The sequence below is a fragment of the Rubripirellula obstinata genome (assembly GCF_001642955.1).
GTDB lineage: Bacteria > Planctomycetota > Planctomycetia > Pirellulales > Pirellulaceae > Rubripirellula > Rubripirellula obstinata.
In genome coordinates this window covers 1-23,227 of the sequence record NZ_LWSK01000034.1, presented here as the reverse complement: position 1 = coordinate 23,227, position 23,227 = coordinate 1, and the positions used below count along the sequence as shown (strand labels likewise).

The window sequence follows — 23,227 nt, the reverse complement described above, 5'->3', positions numbered from 1 at the left end:
ATGTCTTTACGAAATTGTCTGGGCAAGTGAAAGCGTCGCCAAGCCATAGAACGTGTACTCGACGTCGGCAGTTTGATCGAGCGAGAAGCCAGCGAATCCACCGTCAGGCATCTGCATCGATAAAGCATACCTTTCAATGGCGTTGACGTTGACAAGCTGGCTGGCTTGCAAGTCAGTCAGCGTTAACAAACCGGTGAAAGAGCTTAGTAAATCGGCAAACGGGATTCGAGTGTTCGCAGTCAGGCCTCCTTCGTCGCTCTGCATTTCGGCGATGAACTGGGCTGTGTCGTTGAACTGGTCAGTGTCATTGAACTGCGCAGTCTCGTTGGATTGGGAGTCGCTGGTTAGTTTACAGAGCGTCTTCAGAGTTCCGATGGCGGCGGCGGTTGGGTTTACGCCGGGACGTTTGGCTGCGCGGATTTCGCGGTACCCGCCGTCGATGTGTGATTGTGAGGCAAGAAAAGACTCGATCAATTCAGGGTTTTTGATCGGCTGGTCGATCAGTTCCAGGCACAACACCGATAGGAACGTTTGGTAGGTGCTGCCGGCGCGTCCTTCGGGCGTTTTTGCAAAACCGCCATCTTCGGTTCGCAGCGACCCCAACAACCGAGCAACATTGATTCGCCAATCATCGTCATCCGCCAAGACGACTTCACCGACCGACAGCTCGCAGATTGCGGCGGCGAAGATCAGAGAGATCAAGTCGATAATGGAATCACGTTTTTGCATTCGGCCGCGAAGAAACTCAGCCGATCGCCGGGCAATGTCTGCATCGATCCGGTCCAAGATCCAAAGGCCTCGCAAAGCAAAGGCGGTGTAGTACGGATCGCTTTCGCCTTCGCGTCCGGCAAATCCACCGTCGGGGCGTTGCTGGGCGACCAACCAATCACCGTGCTTGGATTTCAATTCAGGGTCAAGCGTCGCCGCGCCGATGGCCAGACGCAGCGTTAACTCGTGCAGGTAAGGCGCGTTGCTCACGCGGTTCCTTGCGGATTGAAATAGTCCGGTTCACTGCCTTCGTTCCACTTGATGTTGCAGCCGATCGACGGTTTCTGATCGGCGGACGGCGATTGGCCTGCAAGCACTGCGTCCAGGGCCGCGCGTAAGTCTTCGCCCGTGACTGGAATCCCAGAATTTGGGCGACTGGAATCGAGCTGCCCTCGATAAGCCAATTTCATCTCAGCGTCGAACAGAAAGAAATCGGGTGTGCATGCAGCCGCGTACTCAATGGCGACACTTTGGTCGGCATCGTAGAGATAATCGAACCCGTAGCCGCGATCGACGATCTCCTTCGCCATCGCTTCGGGCGAATCGTCGGGGTACTTTTCCGCATCATTGCTGCTGATCGCGACAACCCCGACATCCTGGGCCATGTATTCATCGGTCAGCGACTTTAGCCCTTCAGCAACGTGCTTGACGAAGGGACAGTGATTACACATGAAGATCACCAACAACGCTTTCTTATCGGCAAACGATTCAAGCGTGATCGTTTTGCCATCGGTGTTGGCGAGAGCGAAAGACGGCGCGGTGGTGCCAAGTGGCAGCATTGTCGAAGCGGTACGAACCATGGTCGAAGTGTGAAGTGTGAGAAGTGAAGTGTGAAAAAAATCTGTCGTAGCTGGGCCCGCCAGGATTCAGTCGAGCATAGCTCTCGCTGAACTGAGCTTGAACTTGAACTGAACTTGAACTTGAACTTAAACTTGAACCTGAACCCTGGCGGGCCCAGCTACGAGAAAACGGAAAACTAATTGGGGAACGGAAGCTTGTGCTATTGAAGCTTTTGCAGCAGGCGACCTGGGCTGCCCATCATGTGGTAACCGCCATCAACATGCAGAATTTCGCCTGAAACACCCTTGCTTGCGTCAGAGAGCAGGAAGGCTCCGGTGTTCCCTACCTCTTCGTGGCTGACGTTTCGTCCCAGAGGGGCGATTTCTTTGTACATCTGCAGCATCTCTTTGACTCCCGCACCGACGCCAGCCAGTGTTTTGATCGGGCCAGCCGACAACGCGTTGACGCGGACGTCTTGGGCACCCATATCGAAGGCGCAATACTTTACGGTTGCGTCGAGTGCGGCTTTGCAGATTCCCATCACGTTGTAGCCCGGAACACACTTTTCACCACCAAAGTAGGTCATCGTGGCAATCGCGCCGCCGGGTGCCATTACATCGGTATCACGAGCGGCTTTGCAGCAGGACAATAACGAATAGACGCTGATGTCCATCGCCATTTTAAAGCCTTCACGACTGGTTTCGATGGTGTCGTTACGCAGGTCATTCAGGTCGGCGAATGCGATCGAATGCAGGAAGAAATCAATCTTCCCAAAAGTTTCCGCTGTTTTCTCAAAAACTGTGCGGATGTCTTCATCTTTCTGCGCGTCCATCGGTACCAGGAACTTTGCTTGGTCGTAGTTGTCGGTCAGCTTGGAAACCCGACGCCGATTCCGTTGTCGTTCGTCGTCGGGCCGGTCCGGCAGGTGTGTAAAACCGCACTCGCCACCGGCGTCCATGATCGTTTTTGCTATGGCCCATGCGATTGAATTGTCGTTGGCGACTCCAATGATGAGCCCTTTTTTTCCGCTGAACTGCATTTGAATCGGTATCCGTTGCTGGTTTGTAACCTGAGTTTTATTGAAAAAATCCCGCAAAACGCGAGAACGACAGAGATAAACATAGTGTGCAGAGTTCCATTCCGCCATTTGCCTAAGGCCAGGCCAGCTCATGAACAAATGGGCATTTTTCCTCACTGATGGCTTGAGGACTTTTGGTAGCCTTCCGAGATTGAATCGGCAGCCACCCCTCCCCCTGGTGAGGTGCAAGTGTTAACCCATGGGCTCCGCTCGGCAATCAGTTGGGACGACATCACTAACATCATTAGGATTTTAAATTGATTGACCTAACTAATAACGCCGACGACATCGAAGGCCCGGCGGTCAGTATTGCCCAAGCTTTGGTGGAACGATCCAACCGAAAGTGCTTCCTCGACGCGGTCTTTCCCGTTCTGCTTGATTTTCTTGGTGCAAACGCACTGGTCATGGTCACGCAAAAGAACGGAGCTTGGACGCGAAATCACAGCCACGGGGATTTATCCAGGATCCCTGAAGATCTGCCTGAGATTCTGATTGGCAATGCGATCGATCGCGGTTCGATCCTGTGCGTGGATCAAACATGCGTCCTGCCATTCCCTTGCCCGACCTCGATCCACAATGGATCAAACCAATCTAAGCATGACGGTTCGGCTACTGGAAACACAAACCTTGGTGAGTCATCGGATCGTGTTTCAGCATTGGTCTTGAAGTTTGACTCAACGCCGACGGATCTGGCTAATCGATCGTCAGGGACGCACCGAATCGCAGCGATGATTTCATCGGCTCTGCGGCATATCGACGATCGCCAATATCAGCACCGACGTGTCGAACAATTATCGGCGGTCTTGGCCGCGGCCGCGGACTGGCAGCGAATCGAGGACGACGAGGCACTGTTGCGAGCGATTGCTGACACCGCAACCAGCATGCTGTCGTGTGAACGAGCGAGTATTTTTCTGTGGGACCGTCGCCGCAGCAAGCTTATCGGGCGTCCCGCTTTGGGTGTCGAAGGCGAGTCGCTGGAAGTCGATGATAAGGCGGGTGTTGTTGGCGAAGTCCTTGCGACCGGTGAATACAAAATCTGGAACGCTGACAGCGATGATGGATCGCGTGTCAATCGAAAGGTGGACGCCAGGATCGAGTTCCAAACGCGATCGTTGGTCGCGGTTCCCATGTCAGGTGCCCGCAAGGAAACGATCGGGGTCTTTGAAGCAATCAACGCGATCGATCACAGCTTTGACGTCAGCGACGTTGCGGTGCTCGCCGACTTGGCGACTCACGCAGCCGTTGCGATTGAATCACTGCGAACGCGACGCAAGCTTAAGCAAAACCGCGACCGGTTGGTGGACGATGCCGCGTCACAAACCGAGCTAATTGGCGAACACAGCTCGATTGAATTGGTTCGCAAAAACGCTCGAAAGATCGCCGGCACCGACCTTTCGGTTCTTGTCCTCGGAAAGAACGGAACGGGCAAAGAAGTACTCGCTCGAATGATTCACTATCAAAGCGAGCGGCGAAACGGACCGTTCATTGCCGTCAACTGCGCGGCATTGGTCGAAACGTTGCTGGAAAGCGAATTGTTTGGTCACGAAAAAGGTGCCTTCACTGACGCCAATCAATCGCGTAGCGGTAAGTTTGAATTAGCCAGCGGCGGAACGCTGTTCTTGGACGAAGTTGGCGACATGAGCCCCGGCGGGCAAGCGAAACTACTGCGAGTGTTGGAAGACAAAGTGGTGGTCCGCGTCGGCGGTTCCCAATCAATTCCGGTTGATGTCCGAGTCATCGCGGCAACCAATCAACCGCTAGAAGAGCTGATTTCACAGCGAAAATTTCGCGAGGATTTGTTCTTTCGTTTGAACGTGGTTTCCCTAACCTTGCCACCGCTTTCGGGTCGTGGTGACGACGTCTTGTTGCTGGCCCAGCATTTCCTGAAACAGTTTTGTTATCAGATCGGCCGCCAGGTTCCCGAATTAGACCAAGCAACGATCGCGATTCTGAAAAACCACGCTTGGCCCGGCAACATTCGGCAACTGCGAAACACGATCGAACGCGTTTGTTACCTCTGCACCGAAGACGTCGTCAAACCAGATGATCTGATGTTGACCTCCGGTTCATCAGGTAGTTCTGAAAACGTATCGCTTGCCGACCTCGTTGATTCGACGACGCTAACCGACGCGACCAAAGAATTTCAGGTCGAACACATTCATGCAGCGATCGAATCTTGCGGCGGCAATATGACGGATGCAGCGGCTCGGTTGGGGCTTCACCGATCGAACTTGTACCGCAAGATGCGTCAGCTCGGGATGCAAACTTCCGGCGAATGAGGATCGAACGGCAATTCATAGTCGCCTTTCGCTCCGCGAAAGTGTGACCTGATGCACTTTCGCGGAGCGAAAGGCGACTATGAATTGCCGCTCGTTCCTGAGCCTGCTTTCTACAGCTCGCCGCCTTCATGGGCGGTGAACTCGGCGAAGACCGGCAAATGGCTAGTAACCGCTTCGGCTTCGATTGGATTGAGGTCGTAGTTGCGGCAAAAGTCGAACACACCACCGCGGCCTAAGTACTCGCTGGTGGATTCACGTTCAATCAAGATGTTGCTGGTTTGGAAGCGGCTAAAGACGTCGGTGCTGCGATGCCTGACTGCCGCGTGAAATTGGTTTGCGCCCACGGTGGGCAAAAGATAAGCATCATCGGCCTGCAACAGCCCCATGATGATGACGTCATCTTCACCGCGGCCATCGCGGCGTATCGAAGTGATCACCGACGGCAACAGAGCGACCTCGCTGGCGGCCTCAGCCAAGTCGATTCGTACGTTGACGATCGAAAATGTCCACGATTCGGCTGATGGTGGTTCGGCTGCACGGAACGAGGCGACCATTGGATCGTAGGTCAACTCTTCGGCTGGATCCGTGACGGTGTAGGTCTGCGATCGATCAACCAGAACCTTTGTTGTGTCGAACAAAAACGCAAGTTGTTCCTGTCGTCCCCGCGGTCCCGTCGCACTGCCCATCACGTAGTCGTATCGATGTTCGGTGCCGTTGACGACATCGACCAAACGCGGAATCAGATCACGTTCGATCGATGCGATTTGCTGCAGAGCGATGATGTCGTAACGGCGAACGATCTTACTGACGTACTTGCGTGCGTCGGCGCTGGCTAGTTTTGTCGGCCCAAATCCATCAAGTGCCCAGGAAGCGATTTTGATCGGTCGGTAGGCGGGACGATGAGGACTTTGGGCAACCGAACGTGCCAAGGTTGGACGAACAGTGGTCGATGGATTTCCGACGCCGAAAGATGTGGCTGCGGAAAATGTACCGGTCGTTCGTGCTGAATCTGCTATCGTTGAACCCAGCGGCGGAACCTGACCCAGATTTGTGTTGGCCACGACGCTTTGACTCGGACCAATCATGACCGGTGCGTCGCGATAGCTTACAAACGATTCGTCATAGAAGTCATTATCGCCGTCATCGCTGCTGCTTGCGAAAGAGAGCCCCTTCAGTCCACCGTCTTGGTAGTGATTGACATAGTAATAGCCACCGCCCGCCAAAAGCGCCACGATCAACAGCACCTGGATCGGACTTCCGCCACCAGATTCAGACATGGCTCACAAGGATAATTGAGGGAAGCGAAAAACGAAGTAACGGCCTAGCGACCGCACTCTTACCTCTTTTATTTCGTTCCGTGGAGTCTAGTTTCTGTATGCTTGATTGCCCGAGAATCAGAATCGCTATAACCGTAACGACACGTCACGTAGGCCGGAACAAGCAACACGCAGTTCCGGCAATTGCATTGTTACATCGCTCGCTGCTTAGCAAATGTCCTGAAACAAGTTCCGTATTTGGCGAAATCATTCGTAGCTGGGCCCGCCAGGGTTCAGTCGGGTACACCTAATGATGGCCTGAACAGTTACTGAACAGTTACTGAGCAGTTACTGAGCACTTACTGAACCCTGGCGGGCCCAGCTACGAGAAAACCGGGAACCAATTTCAGAACAGTTTCTTAGCAACACAAATCTGGGCGACTGTGCCATTGGTGGTTGATTTGGTGCATCAACAGGGCGCAGTCAAAGGTGATGCTGCCGGGTGGGAATTTCATTGGATCGTCAAAATAACTTGATGACATTTCCGTAATCTCCAGTGCATCGACGTGCCAGTTCTGACATTTCAATTCTAGACCGTCATACTTGCCATCAGTCAACGTGTCGGAATAACCGACCGAGCCGTCTTCGAAAAACTGCGACGCGGATTCAATCGAGGGGAACAGCGAACTGTCCGGGATCGCCGATGCCAATTTACCTGCGACTCCGATGGATGCTTGGCCATCATCGCTTTGCATTTCAACTCGATAGTTGTCGTTGATTTCCTTAACCGAAAATTTGGCGTGATGATGCAGCCCCGGAAACACGCGACCACCGGCGATCGAGTTGAGCCACGAATCGGTATCACGCCGAGGAATGTAAACGCCACGCTGCATCTTGCCGTCGGTTTCCCACTGAACCGCGATGCGATGCGCCGCATTTTCGGATCCGATGCCCCACGGAATCGGTATCGCTGTCGGCCTTACGTTTTTCAAGCGGATTAAGCAGATGCCTGCGATCGCAAAACCACCGACGCACCATGGTTGGAACGGCGGAGGCAACAGCGCCGCCATGACATCGGGATCAATGCGATAGTTCGCCAAGATTCGCCGATCGATGATGCCGCTGATGTTTGGTAATTTCATCTTTTCCTCGACGACGGATTTCCTGATGTGAACAGGCGTTAGACTAACCGGAAAAGTGTTGCCTGGGCTCCGCTGCCTGTTCAGCCAATGAAGTTCACCTTTGATTCGTGTTTCGTGCGTTCACCAAGTTTCCCTTTCCGATTCTCGTTTGCTCAGTACTGGGCCAGTTCGGCGATCTTGTTGATTCTGGTGACCTGGCCGCTGTGGTGGCCTGCCAGTGAAATTGGACAGAGCGGAATTGGACAGTATCCATCGCTGCCATGGTTTTCGATGCTGGAAAGTTCCAGTCTGTTCGTATGGTTGCGAGTTTTGACGGTCGGCTGTTTGGTGTGTCTTTTCGCGGGTGCGACTGAGAAGATTTCGCCGCGACGATGTTGGGTTGGCGTTGTCATCTGTTTGGCGTTTTCGTTTCTGTTAGACCAACATCGACTGCAACCTTGGGCTTATCAAACAGCGATCTACGGCGTCATCTTTGCGAGTTGCAATCGAATTTGGGAGCGGCGGTTGTTGACCGTGTTGATTGTCAGCATCTATTTCTACAGCGCTCTGGGTAAGTTTGATTTCCAGTTTGCACACACCGTCGGGCAAGATTTCCTGAGTCAATTACTTAGCCCGGTCGCGGGTTCCTTACCCGCGATCGATCCAGCGGTGGCAACCAAGTTGGCATTGATTTTTCCATCGATCGAGATCATTGCAGCAATCGGCTTGCTGCTTGCTCCCTGCCGATCGGCGGCAGCTTGGATCTTGATCGGAATGCATGCGACTTTGATTTTGATGCTGGGCCCCTGGGCAGCCGATCACAGCACCGGTGTCTTGGCTTGGAACGCGATCCTGATCGGGCAAGCCTATTTCATGTTTATTCGATCGCCTGATTCGGAAACGGATCCGCCACCGCTTGCTGTCCGCCCCAAACCCATGGTCGCGATGATCGTGGTCGGGTTGGCTGTGCTTGCACCGATCGGGGAACGCTGGGGATATTGGGATCATTGGTTGTCATGGTCGCTCTATTCGCCGCACACCAGCCGTACATCGATCCAGCTACATGCGTCGTGCTTGAACCGGTTGCCGGCCGGGCTTCGCGAGCATGTTTTGGAAGATCGGGATGGTGATCGTTGGCATCGCGTTTCGATCGAAAACTGGTCGCTTACAAGTCGCCGAGTGCCGGTCTATCCGCAAGCTCGCTACCAGTTGCAATTGGCAAGGTGGATCGCAACGGCGGCGGCCATCGATCGAGAAATCCGAGTGACCCATTCGAGCGTGTCTGATCGCTGGACAGGTGTGCGCATTCAAAGACAGCTTTTGGGAAAGCGGAATCTTTGGGACTAGATCTGGTAGGCGAAAGACGCCGACCACCGAGCCGACTATGATTTGAAGGGTTTGCCCGGTGGACGACGCGGTTAAAAGAATATCCAACTAAAGAGGCTAAAGTAATTGCCAGGTTGCAAATACCACTACGGCCTATCAACGCTACCGTTTCACTTTCAATTCTGCCAAGCGAAGTAATTCACATCGTGTTACGCCCATTTTCAAAGTTCCGTTCTGCTCTACCCGTGACCTGCTTCCTGGCAATTTGTTTCAGCGGATTTGGGTTGGGCATGCCGTTGGCGGGCGCAGAGGAAAGCGTTGCCGTTGGCCTGAAACCGGGGGATCCACTCGGCACTTTTCGCGTCATCAAGATCGCGGGAGCCAAAGATGACGGCGTCGAAGTGGGACAATCACTGTGTTACCGATGCCGCTATGGTTCCAACCCAATCGTCATGGTGTTTGCCAGAAAGGCGTCCACCGAAATTGATTCCTTGATCGGTGTCTTGGAAAAGTCCGTGGAGAAATCACTGGAAACGCAACAGATGCAAAGGCTGTGCGCGTTCGTTGTTCTGGTTGGCCAGGATCGTTCGGAATTGAACGAGAGTGCAGTAGCTCTGATTCAACGAACCGGCGCGGAAATGATTCCCGCGGTCGTAACCGAAGATGCCACGTCGGGACCGCTGGATTACCAGTTATCATCGGCAAACGATGTCACCGTTGTGGTTGCCAAGGACAGCCAAGTGGTCGCTGTCGAAACCTTCGGCATTGAAAAGATCGAGCCGAAAAGAATTTCCGATCACATCGATGCGATGCTTGCACCCTAGGCAAACTCCGCATCCGTAGAACGGAACGAATTCCGTTCTACGCTGACCCTGTGAGGCGTTACGCTTGGGCTTTGGCCTTCGTTCGTGCTTCACGCAATCCACGGCTGAGGATATCTCGCAGCATCGGCGAAAAATCTTCGTACTTGGATTGATCAGGAGCACCGTTGCTGAATTGGTAGATCGCATCGCGTGGCTTGACACCCAACGCGATCAGCGTGCTGCTGACGGTTGCGTAATCGCCATTGCGAACGACCATGCTTGGACGGCCAGGGCCGACGGGCGCTCGTGCGAAGACCTTACTGGCGACCGCCAAGAACTTCACCGGTGAATCGAGCGTTTGCAGGGTCAACAAGCGACGGGCCATTTGAACGCGTTGGTCTTCGGGGTCGTTCAAATTTCGCGATCCGATGATGTTCAAACCGTCCTTCAATTCGACAACTTCTTGTCGCTCATCAGCGTGAATCGCATAGCCATTGGCTGCGTCCGCAACGATCAAGTTGCAACCCTCGTAGCGGGTTTTGGCGAACTCGGTTTCTGCCTTTTCTAATGCGCGTGCCGCCGAGGTGCAGCGAAGCAGGTCCAATCCGAGCAGCCCGCGGGAACGCTGTCCAAACAGCGGCATCGTTGTTGCCCGGTTGCAAATGCCCACGAACACGCCATTCTGATTGACTCCCAACCATGTGCCGCCCGCTTTTTGGTCAATCCCGCACAGCACGCGTGGCTTGCCGGATTGAATGGACGGCGTCTGTGAGGGGCGATCAACGTACTCTTCCCGATTGGCAGCAACCAAAATGGGACTTTCGGGGACTAAGCGGTATTGAACAGCCAGTAAGCACATCTCGCGGCTTTCGATTTCAAAGATCGGTTGTTAGTTAATTTTTTCGACCGACAGCGTTGTCAGCATGCTGGTGAGCGATGCATGGCTTGCCAATCGATTTGACCAATGTATCCACGGGCATCGACAAACCACACCGCCCCAACGGGGGGATACCCGTAGAAAGCACATGGTATTTGCCTTTTTCGTTGCTTCGGAAGAGTCTGGGCAATCTTTACCGGCTAGATCCGCCGATAACTTCAAAATGGGCTGCCACCGCCAGAAACGGGGCCGGGAAAAGATCAGCGCCGAAAACCGCCACAAGGGAGACTTAGATGCCGCAAGCAGAAAACGCCTATTCTAAGTCCGTCTTGTCGATCGAGACTCCCGTCAGCGTCACGCTAGCTCGAAAAATGGTCCCATTGTCGCGAATCGTTGAATTAGTGCCCGGTTCGATGCTGACTTTCGACGCCCATTGCGACGAACCGCTGTTGCTAGAAGCGGGTGGAAAGGTGATCGCGACAGGCGAAACCGTCAAAATCGGCGACAAGTTCGGCCTGCGAGTTCGCGACATCATCGGCGGCAATGGCTAACGCTATTTAGACTCGTAGCGGATCCCGCTCAGGGTTCAGTCCAACGCCATGCAGAGTTTCTAAATCGTTTAACCGCGTGGGCATCGCCCCGCGAGTTCCGATCCGCAAGTTCCGATCCGCGCGACGCGCGGGGCGATGCCCGCGCGGCTAAACGATCTAACACGTGTTTTTCCAGACTAGAACCCTTCACGAGCGGTTGTAGCTCGACTGAACCCTGGCGGGATCAGCTACGGGCAGGTCGCTGTCCAGCTACGCCTGACAGCAATATCGGCGAATCAGATCGGCATACAATGCCGTCCCAGCCTTCAATTGATCCAAGCTGATCCATTCATCCGAAGTGTGTGCTTGTTCGATACTGCCGGGCCCCAGAACCACGCGGCGACCAAGTTCTGAAAACTCGCCGCCATCGGTTCCATAACAAACCACTTGCGGCGACGTGTGCGTCATCTGACAAAGTTCGTCAATGAAGGGCTGATTGGCATCAATCCAAACCGGCGAACCGCCATCGTAAAGCTTGAAATCAAGTTTCAATTCAGCAGCCTTGTGTCGAACCCGTTCGATCAAGTCCTGGCCGTCGATCGCCGGCATGGTTCGCAAAGTGACCCAAACGCTGGCTTGCTGGGTCGTGATGTTGATCGCCGATTCAGAATTGCGGATTCCATAATTCCACGACAGATGCGGAGGGTCAAAACGCGGGTCGTGGTATTCGGTATCACGACGAGTCGCTTGATTGATTTCTTCGACCAGTTGCAAGATCGGCATCAAAGCTTCGTTTGCGTTGATGCCGTCATCGGTACTGCTATGCGCTGACCGGCCGTGGCTGGTGACCTCAAAACCGGTGATGCCCTTGTGCGCATGTACGACATTTAATTCGGTGGGTTCGCCGATGATCGCAATCGGCTGTGCACGGACGATGTCTCGGTAGGCGGCCGAGTGTTTGACGAGGTGCTTGGCTCCATCGAACCCCACTTCTTCGTCGGCCGTGCAGACGATCCACAACGGGCGTGTTTGTTCATCAATCGAAATTGACGCTGCTGCGGTTAGCATCGTCGCAATCGAGCCTTTCATGTCACAGGCACCGCGACCGTAAAGCCGATCGCCAGAGAGAACGGGATCGAATGCTGCATTGGTCTCAGTTTGATTGGCCCCGGTTTGATTGCCCCCGGATTGATTGGCCCCGGATTGATTTTCGTTTTTCGGGCCAGTCCATGTGGGGACAGGGACCACATCGGAGTGCGCAAAATACGCCAACCCGCCGACTTGATCAAAGTCAGTACCAGGATAACGGCAAGCGACCAGGTTCACTTTCTGAACCCCTGCGTCGTCAACGTAACTCGTTTCTTCGACGCTAAACCTCATTTCGTTCAGAAAACCAGCGATGTCATCGGAGATTCGACGGTTGCTCGTGCTGCTGATTGACGGAAATTCAATCAAACGGCTAAGCAATTGAGTGGTCTGCTGGGTGGTTGCATCCATGAATCGTCCGGTCGTTTAGTTTTCGCCGTAGATGGCTTGAAGAGTCTGCACCAATTGGTCTCGGTCGGCACCCTCGATAGGTTGCTCAATGTCCCCGAGCCATCCGATTGCCTGAGTTCGATATCCTGCATTCGATTTGGGGGCGACCATTTGATAGACCGCCTTGGCAGCTTCACCGCTGGGACCTTCTGGAATCTGAAAGGTTGCTAAACGGTGCGCCAACGAAAGAGGCAATTCGTCGAAAGTGTATTCTCGAATATTCGCGTTGTAACGTACTGCCAAGCTTTGATTTGTCTTGCTGACCACAACCACTCGAAAGCCGTTCTTTACCTCGAAGTCATCGCCAGCGTTGAGTTCCGCGATCGCTCGTTCAATGCCTCTGCGATAGTAGACGGCAAGTTCGGCAACGCTCAACAAACCATCCGCATCGGCCTGTTGCTCGGAGCTTAACTTCATTTGATAGATTGATTCGGTAAGTTTCGACATCGCAGACCAATCACCCTGGCGTATCGCCGACGTCAATTCTGCCAATTCAGCGTCGGCGTTTGGATTCGGAGGTGACGTTGGAACTGCCTGCATCTCGGCCGCCGATGTTTCCTCGATCATTTCCTGCGGTGTTTGCTCCGCTGTATTCATTGGCATGTCCATCGGCGGCTCTATTGCCGGCTCCATCGACATTGACGGAAATGATGGCGGCGATTCCATGTTTGCGGGTTCGCTTTGGACAGGTTCGCTCTCGACAACTGGTATTTGGGCTTGCGGCTGAACCGCGGGTTGGGTTGGTGATGGCTTTGAATTGTTTCTGCCGGTCGTGATGTTGACGCTGCCATCGCTACTGGAGATTGCGATTGTTTCTTGACGAAAGAAAAGAGCGTAGGCCAGCAATCCAACCACCGCCATCAATCCCAACGTGATCAGTGACATAATCACGGGAACAAAGACCGACTTTCGCCGTCGTCTGGGCCGTCTGGTTGACCGTTCGGATGCGTCACTTACGATCGGCCTCTCAGGAACTTGCTGCTCAGGAACTTGCCGCCCAGGAACTTGATGCTCAGGAGTCGGCGGTTCAGGTACGTTTGGTTCAGGAATTGAAAACGGTGCGATCGGCACCTCAGGCGGCACGTCGGGGACATTCACTTTCGCTGTCGCAGCTTCGGTTTTCTTTTTAATCGGAGCACGATCACCCGCGGGACTCTTGGCGGCTGGAACGTCGGCTACCGGCGTTGAAAACAGCCCCGGCGGCATCGAGCTGGGCGTCTTGGGTGGGTTTGGGGAAGCGGCATCGGTGGACGTTGATTTCTGGCCAGCGACCGGTTGCATTGGGTTCACCGGCGGCAACAACGCCGCCAATGGATCGACTGGTTTTGACGCCGACGATGAAGCAGGCTTGATTCGGGCATCCAGCCTCGACTTCTTGTCTTGATCGATCAGCGTCAAGCGCGCAGCCTGAACGATTCCGGCAATCTGCTTCCACAACGCGGGGTCGGTTTCCGGCTTGGCTGATTTGACTTTCGCGATCATCGATTCGATCGAACGCTCGATCACTTCGGAATTCGATTCGCCCACCGTCAAACCAAACACCTGATAGGCATTCGGGTTGGTGTTGTTGTCACTGATCGGCAACAGGTCCGATAGTTTCTTGACAGCCATATTGCGACAACTCGGGTGGAAACATTGACGAGTGATTTCATCGGCAAACGCCAAAGAAACACGGTCAACTTGGTCAACCGTCACCTAATTCTAGTAAGCCTTGGCAAACCAAGTGGGGAACATGTCGATGAGAGCATTGCAGATGTGCTGAAATCGCAGCGGCGTCCCCGCCCGTGATCACGACCTGGCTTTTTCGAGCAGGATCGATCGATGCCGAATCATGACGCAAGTAATGCTGGGCCAAAGTGTCGATCGCGCCCGCCGCGCCAAGCAGAATCCCGCCAAAGATTGCGTCGCGAGTGTTGGTTGCGGGCAAAGATGCAAGTGATTCCCCATTCCAATCAATCTCGGGAAGTGCGTCCGTGCCGGTGGCCAGCGACTTCGCCTGCAACCTTAACCCCGGCAGAATCGCGCCGCCTCGAAACGATCCGTTGCCGTCGACCCAGTCCACCGTGATCGCGGAACCTGCATCGATGACGACCAGTCCACCGCTGCCGTCTATAGTGCTGCTTTCCATGCTGACAGCCGCAAACGCACTGAGCTGCACAGCCGCAAACGCACTAAGTAACCGATCGATGCCCAGCGATGCCGGATCGTCGACACAAACCTGCATCGGAACATCTTGATGGCGAATCACTTTCACGATGGCTGACTGGCTAGGCCGATCTTCGATCGCACGGATCAGGCTCTCGGCAGCACTTCGATGGACACTCGAAACGAGCCAACGAATGTTGCTGCAGCCCAATTGATCGCTGACCCAATCGATCGCATCCGAATGCCAAGATTTGGTACAGATCGGGATCGATCGATCGGCAATGTTGTTTCCGTTGCGGACAGCCAACTTGACCGCCGTGTTTCCTACATCGACCGCGACGGTGCAAACGCGTTGTTCTGGGTTCAAGATTCGACGTCCTTGGCTTGTCGATCGTCCGAAAGGTCGCTGGTGGGACCGGCCAAGTGAGGTGGCACACGTTTGGTGCGTCCAATATCACTGGCTTCCACGTCCGCTTCACGCAGCAACGTGACCTCTTCGCCATCCTCGATCATCTGCGCACGTCTAGCCTCAACACGATCGATGATTTCAGTCTTTAACTTATCCAAACCGTCGCCAACTACGGCGCTGATCAGGAACACGGGCTTGCCGGTCATCGACGCGAGTGCTTCTTGAACTTCTGCTGCCGACTCGGATTCACACTTCGTGACGACAATGATTTCGTCTCGCTTGGCTAGGTCTTCGTCGTACTGGCGCAGTTCGTCGCGGATGGCTTTGTAGTTTTCGATCGGATCGGTTGCGTCGGTGGGCTCTGGTTCAACCAGATGTACCAGCAATCCGGCTCGCTCGATATGTCGCAGGAATTCATGCCCCAGCCCGATGCCTTCGCTGGCACCTTCGATCAATCCAGGAATGTCAGCGAGCACAAAGGAACGTTCGCCAACGTCAACGATGCCCAAGTTGGGATGCTTTGTGGTGAACGGATAATCGGCGATCTCGGGTCGCGCACTGCTGATTCGGCTAAGCAACGTGCTCTTGCCCGCGTTGGGTTTTCCGACCAAGCCGACATCGGCGATGGATTTTAGTTCCAGAATCACCAATCGATCTTCACCGACCTCGCCGGGGGTGCTTTCGCGAGGCGCACGGTTGGTGCTGGTTTTGAAGTAAGCGTTGCCCTTGCCACCTTTGCCACCGCGAGCAATCACGAACTGATCGCCGGGCTTTTTGAGATCCTTGATCACAAATCCGCCCGCTGCATCGATGACCGTCGTGCCCGGTGGGACTTGGATGTGAACATCATTCCCTTTCCTACCATTGCATTTCGCGCCCCTGCCGTTGCTGCCGCCGGGCGCGCGGTAATGGTGGCGGCCAATCAGGGCTGCCAAGCTGTTCACGCCTAATTGAGCCTCCAGAATGATGCTCGCACCGTCGCCGCCATCGCCGCCATCGGGGCCACCACGTGGCACGTACTTTTCGCGACGCATGCTCATGCAGCCGTCGCCGCCGGTGCCGGCAATCAGGTGGATTTGGATACGGTCAACGAACATCGGATCTGACTTTGAACTGGCTGCTATGAAAAACGGCTGGTCCAAATCGGATCAGCCGTCTGTGAATCGTTGATTGTAGCACGCCAAGATTATTTCTTCAGGGCGTCACGGATTTCGGTCAAAAGAACGATGTCCGGAGGCGTGGGAGCTTCCGCTTCGGCCTTTTTCATCCATTTGCTGGTGATTCGCAGGGCAAGGAAGATGACGAACGCCAAAATGGTGAAGTCGATCACATTTTGCAGAAAGGTCCCGTAGTGAATCGCAGCTTGCACCGTTTCGCCTTTGGCATTTTCAATCGTTTGACCGAGCGGGTATTTCAAACCCGACATGTCTGGCACCCCGGCGACGACTGCGATCAGCGGCGAAATGATGTTGTCGATAAACGATTTCACGATCGCGGCGGCAGCCGTCCCCATGATGATCCCGATCGCCATATCGATCAGATTTCCTTTGAACGCAAACTCTTTAAAATCTTTGATCATTCCCATGTGCTTCGCCTTTTCTCTTTCAATCAATGTTATTAGTTTCGTCACCCGCATCGGCGGGGGCTCTTTTGTTCAGCTTAGCAAAGTGTAGCGGAGGTTGTCTCAACCTCCTACGATCGCGCCGTTTGCCAATCAAGCGCGATCGAGTTTGAGACAAACTCGGCTACACTGTGTAGCGGAGGTTGCCTCAACCTCCCACGGTCGCGCCGTTTGTCAATCAAACGCGATCGAGTTTGAGACAAACTCGGCTACACTGTGTAGCGGAGGTTGTCTCAACCTCCCACGGTCGCGCCGTTTGCCAATCCAGCACGATCGAGTTTGAGACAAACTCGGCTACACTTTCTGAGCTGTCATTCAACTAAGCCAAGCCACCGATGGATGGGCGTGAGTTGATTCGACCATAGCAGGCGATTGGCCGAATCGATTTGGCCCGACGCACGAAGTTTTCGTTGCAGAGCCATCGATGGTCCGGCTTGCATCACCATCGGAAACGAATCGAGTTGCACCAGCCATTTGGATTCTGATTCGATGACTTCCGCCGGCGGTTTGGTGGTCCACAATAAAACCTGTGCCAGCCGAGCGACGTCCAATCGATCTCGATTGCGAGTCAATGACTGAAGCTTGTTGATGGCGGTGCTTCGATCGGGCGAAGTCAACATCCAGCTTGCCGCAACCAACTGAACCAGCAACGATTCGTCATCGATTCGCTCACCCGCCTGCTGATTTGCAACGCCCGATGCAAGGCCTCCATTCCACTGAATCGGTAACCAAGCAATCACCATCGGCGGCAACGGCCGACGATCCAATTGTTCGACCAAGTCCAAAGCGATTTTCGCACGACCACTGCGATGCGCCGCACATGCCGACATCATCGTCAACCACTGCTGACGCCAAACCGGCGGACGTGCTTTCAAGACATCTGGCAGATACGAAAGCGACTTTCCAAATTCGCCTGCTTCAAACAGGCGGATCATGGTTGATTCGTCCTCAGGAACACTTGACGGTTCAATCCATAGGACTCGATCGGCCGCGACGGTGACTTTGCGATCACTAGACTCTACGGCGTAGGTCAGCCGCGTTGCATCGAATTCGATCACGCGGCCTCGGGGTGCATCAATCGGCTGAGCGTACCAGTTGCTCGTCGAGGACGTGGGCTTGGGCGGTGAGAGCCAAATTTGATCCGACGGATTTTCTGTTGGGTCAGCGGCGTACGCAATAGATGCAACAAAAGTAAAGACGCAGATTGAAACCAACGTGGGCCGCAGCATATAAATCATGGTTTGGGTTGCCCCAAGGTGCTGACATCTAGGTATCGATATTGGCCTTGATTCATCGCGGCCAGGTCACGCAAGAAGCTCTCGCTGGGCGCGGCCGGATCGCTGCCGAATTCGATCGCGTGAATGGTCGTTCCGCCTTGCCCGGCACGCCGCTGGATTTCGCGAAGCTGAGTCGAAGACAACCGCGGAATTCGGGCATCGGTCAAAAAGAAAATCACGTCGGGGCCCAATCGCAGCGCCATCTTCAACGCTGATTCATGCTCAGTCGCTCCGTAGGCCATGATCGAACCGACATATCGGCTAGCGGCGATCTTGTTGTTGTCTTCACCCGCCATCATTTGCAGCGGGATGCCTGACATTCGAAACGGAGTCGGTTTGTCGTTGTAAAAGATCAGTTGAAATTGCTGCCGATCGGTCAAGCTTTCCAAGCTACGAATCAGTTCGCGTTTGGCCGCTCGCAGTGGTCGCCCGCCGTAGCCGTTCATGCTGTCGCTGCGATCAAAGACGTACACAAATCTTGATCCGCTACCCGAGACGCCGAACACCATCGTTGTTGCATCGCTCGAATCGCTAGTCGTTCCGCTAGCCGACGCGCTGCCAAACGCGTCACCGTCCAGGTTGGCTTCCCCCGCCATTCCAGTGCCACTGATTGGCGACGGCGTGGCTTGGACGCTTTCCAAAATTCCATCGAGGTCAATCGGCGGTGCGATGCTGGGCGGAGCGGCGGCCGAACTGGCTGCTGCAGCGGTGGCCTCTTCAGAAGATTTCTGTTCGGTTGGTTCAAGCGGGCTTTGAGCTGGATCGGTATAGCGTGTGCGATCTGGCATCACGTGGGCCAGTGCGATCCCAATCGGGCGATCGGCAACTTGGCCGGTTCCGCTGGGTGCCCGAGCCACCAACAATCCCAATGCGACCAATGCCACGACGTGGACTAGCATCGACAACAACAATGCGGGGGCGGTTCGAGTGGGCGGTGTCAGGTCGATCGCCGATTCGAGCGAGTTTACAGAACGATTGCCAACGCCGAGCGTGGTGCGGGATTTCGGCTGTTTTTGGCTCTCAGACAACTCGTTTTCGCTCTCAACGTCCTGCGTTCTCGCCATTGCCGCTCTGTGCGCTTCTCTAAACGGGCTCGACGAAGTATTTTGTGTCGTTCTAACTCAGTCTATACCCTGTGGCGGTTTCGAGAGAAGCCAGCCCGATGTTCCCCGCCGGAGAACCCACGTGAGCGACAATCGCTACCTCTTTACCAGTGAATCAGTCAGCATGGGACACCCAGATAAGGTGTCCGACCAGATCTCCGATGCGATCGTTGACGATATTCTAGCCAATGACCCCAACCCCGCCGACGCTCGCGTCGCTGTCGAAACCCTGGTAACGACCGGCCAAGTCGTCGTCGCAGGCGAAGTTCGTACCAGCCATTATGTCGATGTTCAAGAGATCGTTCGCGAAACAATCAAGAAGATCGGCTACATCCACAGCGACATCGGATTCAGCTACGACGCTTGCGGAGTTCTGAACGCGATTCACGAACAGTCCGCCGACATCGCTCAAGGTGTCGATAAGGCTTCCGATGTCGATGGCGAACAGGGTGCTGGTGACCAAGGTTTGATGTTTGGTTACGCCTGCAACGAAACCGATGTTTTGATGCCGCTGCCGATTCACCTGTCGCACCGAATCGTCGAAAAGCTGGCTGAACTTCGCGCCAGTGGCGAAATTCCTTGGTTACGTCCCGACAGCAAGAGCCAAGTCACCGTTGAATACGGCAGCGACAACAAACCGATCCGCATTCACACCGTCGTCGTCAGTACCCAACACGACGAATCGATCCTGACACCCAAGGGCGATGCGATCACCGAGGAAGCCAAGCAATTGATCATCGACAAAGCGATCAAGCCGATGTTGCCCGCCGCGTTCCTTTCCGGCGACCCGATCTATCACATCAACCCGACCGGCAAGTTCGTCATCGGTGGACCTCATGGCGATACCGGTTTGACCGGTCGCAAGATCATCGTCGATACCTACGGCGGTCGCGGTCGTCACGGCGGCGGCGCGTTCAGCGGCAAGGATCCATCGAAGGTTGACCGCAGTGCCGCTTACATGGCTCGCTACGTTGCCAAGAACTTGGTCGCCGCAAAGTTGGCTGACGAAGTCGAAGTACAACTGGCTTATGCGATCGGTGTTGCCGAACCTGTCAGTGTCAACGTCAACACGTTTGGAACCGGCACGATCGGCGATTCCGACATGGTTCAATTGATCCGCGATCACTTCTCGTTGACACCTCGCGGATTGATCAGCGAACTTGGTTTGACCAAACCAGTGATGGGCGTCACCGCCGCTCACGGACACTTTGGTCGCGAACCTGGTCCCAACGGTGAATTCAGTTGGGAAAAAACTGACAAGGCAGAAGCTCTCGCCAAAGCAGCCAGCAAGCTTGCCGGCTAAAGAAGTTCGCATGAAACTATTGTGGGCAACCGACCTGCATCTAATCGACACAGCGGCGACCGATTGGTCGCCGCTGCTTTGCGCGGTCGATGATGAAACCCACGCGATCATCCTGACCGGTGACATCGCCGAAAGTGATCAGTTACTTGCAACGCTCGATTCGTTGGCGGACGAAGCGAAAGTGCCCGTTTTCTTCGTGCTCGGCAATCACGATTTTTACGGCAGCAACATTGGGGAAACCACTCGTCGCGTTGTGCATCATGTTCGCGGTGACGATCGACTGGTCTACCTCACTGATTCGCAACCGATTGAACTGGCAACCAACACCTACCTGATCGGTGACGACGGATGGGGCGACGCGGTCGAAGGGAATTATGAAACGTCGTTCGTAAGGCTAAACGATTTCAAACGGATCGACGACTTCCGCGACCTCGCTTCTGATCATTGGAAACAGAAGCTGATAGAACTTGGGCAACAATGTGCCGACCGCCTGTCGTCCAAGCTGGACCAGATTCCCGGCGATGCAGCCCATGTCCTGATCGCAACGCATGTGCCACCGTTTTGCGAAGCATGCTGGTACGAAGGCAAAACCACCGACGAAAACTGGTCACCGTTCTTTGTCTGCGGAGCGGTTGGTCGCGTGCTTCGCGAGTTTGCGGCCAGTCATCCATCGATCAACGTGACCGTGATCTGCGGTCATACACACCACGACGGGATCGCAAAGATCGCTAACAATTTGATTGTCCACACGGGAGCCGCAACTGGCGGCGTGCCAGAGATCGAAGCTGAGTTGACGATCGACGAGGTCGGTCTGAGTGTCAAGCGATTGAGTTAACCACGGATGGCTTTCGCGGGACCACGGATGACAGGGCAGTGATTGACGTGCCAGAGTGATCGTGGTCCCGCGAAAGCCATCGGTGGTTTGGTAACCTGGCGAACTCGTCCTAGCTGGGTCGGCAAACATCGGTGCAGGTGCGGGCCTGCAACTAGTCGAAGTTTGCCCCAGGACGCGATCGCTCTAGGTTACAGCTTTACGCGGTATCAGCGTCGGTTGGACGTTGGCATCGATGCCAGTCGCATGTAGCCGAACAGTGTTTCCTCGCGGCGAACCAAGTAGAACTTTGCCCGTGGGCCGCGTTGCAATTCGGGATGCTCCAGAATACTGGCTAGGCCCGAAAGCGTCGTGGTTTCAAAACCATGAATGCCCAGCAACACATCACCGGCGACGATGCCTTGTTGATCGGCTGCGGAACCGGGACGTACGGCGGTGATCAACAGACCGCCGCGATACTTGGTACGCATGCGGCTGTTCAAGCGTGTCATCGTTGTTTCAGGAACGGTGTTGGCTTTGACACCAATCATGGTCCACGCACGTTGGGATCCCAGTTTGGACGTTTGTCCGGCTGGGGCCTGCGCGGTGACGGCAAGGTCGTAATGTTTGCCGCCACGTTCCACTTCGATCTTCATCGCTCGACCCGGTGCTGCTTCCAGCATCGCAAGAGCAAAATCCAGCCGGTCATCCACTGGTTGCGAGCCAACGCGGACCACGCGGTCTCCTGGCTTCAATCCCTCCCGTGCGGCTGGACTGCTGGCGGAGACATTGGCGATCGTAATACCATCTCCGTCGCGGGGTCCGCCGGTGGCTCGCATCCCCGTCAATAATCGTTGTTCGTTGTGCTGTTCAATCATCTCGGTCACGATCTCAACCACTTGATCGATTGGGATCGCAAAAGCGATTTGCTGAGCACCAACGCGGACAGCCACGTTGACGCCAATCATCTCGCCTTCGATATTTAAAAGCGGGCCGCCGGAGTTTCCAGGGTTAATGCCCGCGCTGATTTGAATAAGGTCGTGATACTCTTGTGATTCATTCACTGGCACGTCACGGTGCAATGCACTGATGATGCCCTGAGTGCTGGTGTGGACGTAACCAAACGCGTTGCCGATCGCGATCACACTTTCGCCAACCATCAGGTCGCTGCTGGTGCCGCGTGGAATCGTTGGCAAGGATTCAGGAACATTGACCTTGATCAACGCCAAGTCGTTTCGGACTCGAGTGGCAACCAATTCGGCCGAAGTCGTTTCGCCGTTGCTAAGCGTGACGCGAATCTCTTCGACATCTTCGACGACGTGGTAATTGGTGATGACGTATCCGCGGCGATCGATAACGACACCGGTGCCCATGCCGTTGACTTGCTTGAACGAATCTGGCCCCGTGGCACCGGCCATGCCCGCGGCGGTGGATCGAACCATTTTCTGACCGTGGATATTGACCACGGCTGGCGACACACGCCGAATTGCTCGAACCGTCGGAGTTTCACGCAAACTGGAAACCCGACCAGCGGAACTCCGCTGACTGGTGCTGACATCCGAAACCCTTGCACTGTTGCTATTTTGAGCAGTGGCTGTTTGGTTTGCACAACAGCAGCCAACCAGCACACCCGCAGCCAACAAAAGGACTCGGACGTGGGAAACTTTAAAGAACGTTCGCATAGACTTGCGGGCCCGAATCATTCAGGTGATCTGATCCCACAGACCGATTGCCGAAGCAAACAAATCTGCAGGTGGGCGGGTTCACAAAAAGTCCGCCGTCCTACGAACCGGCAACACCGGTACGAGTGTTTGCTTCGGAACATTCGTCTCCCATGCTTGACGCATCAATCGTGACGCCGCAAGGTTTACCAGGCTTAACGTAAGGTCAGGGGGAAGGTTTCCAAAACCCCGCACGAACCTTCACAAAGTGGATCAGATTCCACATTTTAGATGCAGAAAAGCGATTGAGTGAGCCGTGGGCGCGCAAGCGAGAGAAGCCCAACGCCGTGAAGAGTTTCTAAATTGTTTAACCGCGTGGGCATCGCCCCGCGCGTCCACCCGGAACGAAACGCGCGAGGCGATGCCTGGGCTGATGAAAATGTTTGCGTGGAGGGAAACTGGACGACTTTGGGGGTTTGTGGCTGACCGGCCTCGGTGTTGATTGCAAATTGCAAAATGAACACTGAAAAATGTAAATTGACC

General features: G+C 54.7%; 20 protein-coding genes. 6 read left to right on the top strand and 14 right to left on the bottom strand.

Features of this window, described 5'->3' with window-relative positions; translation table 11 throughout:
• Window positions 1-6: 6 nt before the first annotated feature.
• From RC85_RS10750 to RC85_RS10740, 3 genes are all read right to left on the bottom strand, one after another.
• The gene (locus RC85_RS10750; RefSeq protein WP_068262295.1) at window positions 7-978 is read right to left on the bottom strand and encodes a prenyltransferase/squalene oxidase repeat-containing protein; all 972 of its coding nucleotides are present in this window, start codon (window positions 976-978) and stop codon (window positions 7-9) included.
• A complete protein-coding gene (locus RC85_RS10745) occupies window positions 975-1,568 on the bottom strand; it encodes a thioredoxin family protein (protein ID WP_068262293.1) in 594 nt (197 codons plus the stop codon). Before RC85_RS10745 ends, RC85_RS10750 begins: the two co-directional genes overlap by 4 nt.
• Before the next feature lie 200 nt (window positions 1,569-1,768).
• Window positions 1,769-2,587 (bottom strand): enoyl-ACP reductase FabI, encoded by an 819-nt coding sequence (locus RC85_RS10740; protein ID WP_068262290.1) that lies wholly within the window; start codon window positions 2,585-2,587, stop codon window positions 1,769-1,771.
• Between the two features lie 296 nt (window positions 2,588-2,883).
• Here RC85_RS10740 and RC85_RS10735 point away from each other — a divergent pair, with 296 nt between their 5' ends.
• Window positions 2,884-4,905 carry a sigma-54-dependent Fis family transcriptional regulator gene (locus RC85_RS10735; RefSeq protein ID WP_235033407.1) on the top strand — a complete coding sequence of 674 codons (2,022 nt, stop codon included), beginning with the start codon at window positions 2,884-2,886 and terminating at the stop codon, window positions 4,903-4,905.
• 110 nt (window positions 4,906-5,015) lie between these two features.
• Here RC85_RS10735 and RC85_RS10730 read toward each other — a convergent pair whose 3' ends face one another.
• Both RC85_RS10730 and RC85_RS10725 read right to left on the bottom strand, forming a co-directional pair.
• Complete coding sequence (locus tag RC85_RS10730) at window positions 5,016-6,182, bottom strand: exonuclease/endonuclease/phosphatase family protein (RefSeq protein WP_068262287.1); 1,167 nt, start codon at window positions 6,180-6,182, stop codon at window positions 5,016-5,018.
• A gap of 398 nt (window positions 6,183-6,580) precedes the next feature.
• Window positions 6,581-7,303 carry a DUF2071 domain-containing protein gene (locus RC85_RS10725; protein WP_068262285.1) on the bottom strand — a complete coding sequence of 241 codons (723 nt, stop codon included), beginning with the start codon at window positions 7,301-7,303 and terminating at the stop codon, window positions 6,581-6,583.
• An 87-nt stretch (window positions 7,304-7,390) separates the two neighbouring features.
• Here RC85_RS10725 and RC85_RS10720 point away from each other — a divergent pair, with 87 nt between their 5' ends.
• The gene (locus RC85_RS10720; protein WP_084422557.1) at window positions 7,391-8,629 is read left to right on the top strand and encodes a hypothetical protein; all 1,239 of its coding nucleotides are present in this window, start codon (window positions 7,391-7,393) and stop codon (window positions 8,627-8,629) included.
• A 185-nt stretch (window positions 8,630-8,814) separates the two neighbouring features.
• Window positions 8,815-9,432 (top strand): hypothetical protein, encoded by a 618-nt coding sequence (locus RC85_RS10715; protein WP_149752952.1) that lies wholly within the window; start codon window positions 8,815-8,817, stop codon window positions 9,430-9,432.
• Window positions 9,433-9,490: 58 nt separating this feature from the next.
• On the opposite strand, the gene RC85_RS10710 is transcribed toward RC85_RS10715, so the two are convergent.
• Window positions 9,491-10,270, bottom strand: coding sequence for an NRDE family protein (locus tag RC85_RS10710; RefSeq protein WP_068262283.1), 780 nt, complete (start codon window positions 10,268-10,270; stop codon window positions 9,491-9,493).
• Window positions 10,271-10,581: 311 nt separating this feature from the next.
• Between RC85_RS10710 and RC85_RS10705 the strand changes: the two genes are divergently transcribed.
• On the top strand, window positions 10,582-10,839 hold the full coding sequence (locus RC85_RS10705; protein WP_068262279.1) for a FliM/FliN family flagellar motor switch protein: 258 nt from the start codon (window positions 10,582-10,584) through the stop codon (window positions 10,837-10,839).
• Between the two features lie 249 nt (window positions 10,840-11,088).
• Here the strand turns inward: RC85_RS10705 and RC85_RS10700 are convergent, their stop codons facing one another.
• The 7 genes from RC85_RS10700 to RC85_RS10670 all read right to left on the bottom strand — a co-directional run bounded on the left by RC85_RS10700 (window position 11,089) and on the right by RC85_RS10670 (window position 18,834).
• Window positions 11,089-12,315 (bottom strand): M20 family metallopeptidase, encoded by a 1,227-nt coding sequence (locus tag RC85_RS10700; RefSeq protein ID WP_068262277.1) that lies wholly within the window; start codon window positions 12,313-12,315, stop codon window positions 11,089-11,091.
• Between the two features lie 15 nt (window positions 12,316-12,330).
• Window positions 12,331-14,049 carry a hypothetical protein gene (locus tag RC85_RS10695; protein ID WP_068262274.1) on the bottom strand — a complete coding sequence of 573 codons (1,719 nt, stop codon included), beginning with the start codon at window positions 14,047-14,049 and terminating at the stop codon, window positions 12,331-12,333.
• Complete coding sequence (locus RC85_RS10690; RefSeq protein WP_068262272.1) at window positions 14,039-14,866, bottom strand: type III pantothenate kinase; 828 nt, start codon at window positions 14,864-14,866, stop codon at window positions 14,039-14,041. Before RC85_RS10690 ends, RC85_RS10695 begins: the two co-directional genes overlap by 11 nt.
• On the bottom strand, window positions 14,863-16,005 hold the full coding sequence (obgE, locus tag RC85_RS10685) for a GTPase ObgE (RefSeq protein ID WP_068262270.1): 1,143 nt from the start codon (window positions 16,003-16,005) through the stop codon (window positions 14,863-14,865). The genes RC85_RS10690 and obgE overlap by 4 nt, the downstream gene beginning before the upstream one ends.
• 89 nt (window positions 16,006-16,094) lie before the next feature.
• Window positions 16,095-16,520: a large conductance mechanosensitive channel protein MscL gene (gene mscL / locus RC85_RS10680; protein WP_202907967.1), complete on the bottom strand. Its 426-nt coding sequence runs from the start codon at window positions 16,518-16,520 to the stop codon at window positions 16,095-16,097.
• Window positions 16,521-16,840: 320 nt separating this feature from the next.
• A complete protein-coding gene (locus tag RC85_RS10675; RefSeq protein ID WP_068262266.1) occupies window positions 16,841-17,767 on the bottom strand; it encodes a hypothetical protein in 927 nt (308 codons plus the stop codon).
• Window positions 17,764-18,834 (bottom strand): vWA domain-containing protein, encoded by a 1,071-nt coding sequence (locus tag RC85_RS10670; protein ID WP_149752954.1) that lies wholly within the window; start codon window positions 18,832-18,834, stop codon window positions 17,764-17,766. The genes RC85_RS10675 and RC85_RS10670 overlap by 4 nt, the downstream gene beginning before the upstream one ends.
• Window positions 18,835-18,991: 157 nt before the next feature.
• Here RC85_RS10670 and metK point away from each other — a divergent pair, with 157 nt between their 5' ends.
• Both metK and RC85_RS10660 read left to right on the top strand, forming a co-directional pair.
• Entirely contained in the window at window positions 18,992-20,212 is a 1,221-nt protein-coding gene (gene metK, locus RC85_RS10665; protein WP_149752955.1) for a methionine adenosyltransferase, read from the top strand.
• A gap of 10 nt (window positions 20,213-20,222) precedes the next feature.
• Window positions 20,223-21,047 (top strand): metallophosphoesterase family protein, encoded by an 825-nt coding sequence (locus RC85_RS10660; protein ID WP_068262261.1) that lies wholly within the window; start codon window positions 20,223-20,225, stop codon window positions 21,045-21,047.
• A gap of 206 nt (window positions 21,048-21,253) precedes the next feature.
• Here RC85_RS10660 and RC85_RS10655 read toward each other — a convergent pair whose 3' ends face one another.
• Window positions 21,254-22,465: a S1C family serine protease gene (locus tag RC85_RS10655; protein ID WP_235033408.1), complete on the bottom strand. Its 1,212-nt coding sequence runs from the start codon at window positions 22,463-22,465 to the stop codon at window positions 21,254-21,256.
• Between the last annotated feature and the right edge of the window lie 762 nt (window positions 22,466-23,227).

Coding starts and splice junctions, on each gene's coding strand:
- RC85_RS10745 (WP_068262293.1), bottom strand. CDS start 1,568: ATGGTTCGTACCGCTTCGACAATGCTGCCACTTGGCACCACCGCGCCG.
- RC85_RS10740 (WP_068262290.1), bottom strand. CDS start 2,587: ATGCAGTTCAGCGGAAAAAAAGGGCTCATCATTGGAGTCGCCAACGAC.
- RC85_RS10730 (WP_068262287.1), bottom strand. CDS start 6,182: ATGTCTGAATCTGGTGGCGGAAGTCCGATCCAGGTGCTGTTGATCGTG.
- RC85_RS10725 (WP_068262285.1), bottom strand. CDS start 7,303: ATGAAATTACCAAACATCAGCGGCATCATCGATCGGCGAATCTTGGCG.
- RC85_RS10720 (WP_084422557.1), top strand. CDS start 7,391: ATGAAGTTCACCTTTGATTCGTGTTTCGTGCGTTCACCAAGTTTCCCT.
- RC85_RS10710 (WP_068262283.1), bottom strand. CDS start 10,270: ATGTGCTTACTGGCTGTTCAATACCGCTTAGTCCCCGAAAGTCCCATT.
- RC85_RS10705 (WP_068262279.1), top strand. CDS start 10,582: ATGCCGCAAGCAGAAAACGCCTATTCTAAGTCCGTCTTGTCGATCGAG.
- RC85_RS10700 (WP_068262277.1), bottom strand. CDS start 12,315: ATGGATGCAACCACCCAGCAGACCACTCAATTGCTTAGCCGTTTGATT.
- obgE (WP_068262270.1), bottom strand. CDS start 16,005: ATGTTCGTTGACCGTATCCAAATCCACCTGATTGCCGGCACCGGCGGC.
- RC85_RS10675 (WP_068262266.1), bottom strand. CDS start 17,767: ATGATTTATATGCTGCGGCCCACGTTGGTTTCAATCTGCGTCTTTACT.
- RC85_RS10660 (WP_068262261.1), top strand. CDS start 20,223: ATGAAACTATTGTGGGCAACCGACCTGCATCTAATCGACACAGCGGCG.
- RC85_RS10655 (WP_235033408.1), bottom strand. CDS start 22,465: ATGGTTCGATCCACCGCCGCGGGCATGGCCGGTGCCACGGGGCCAGAT.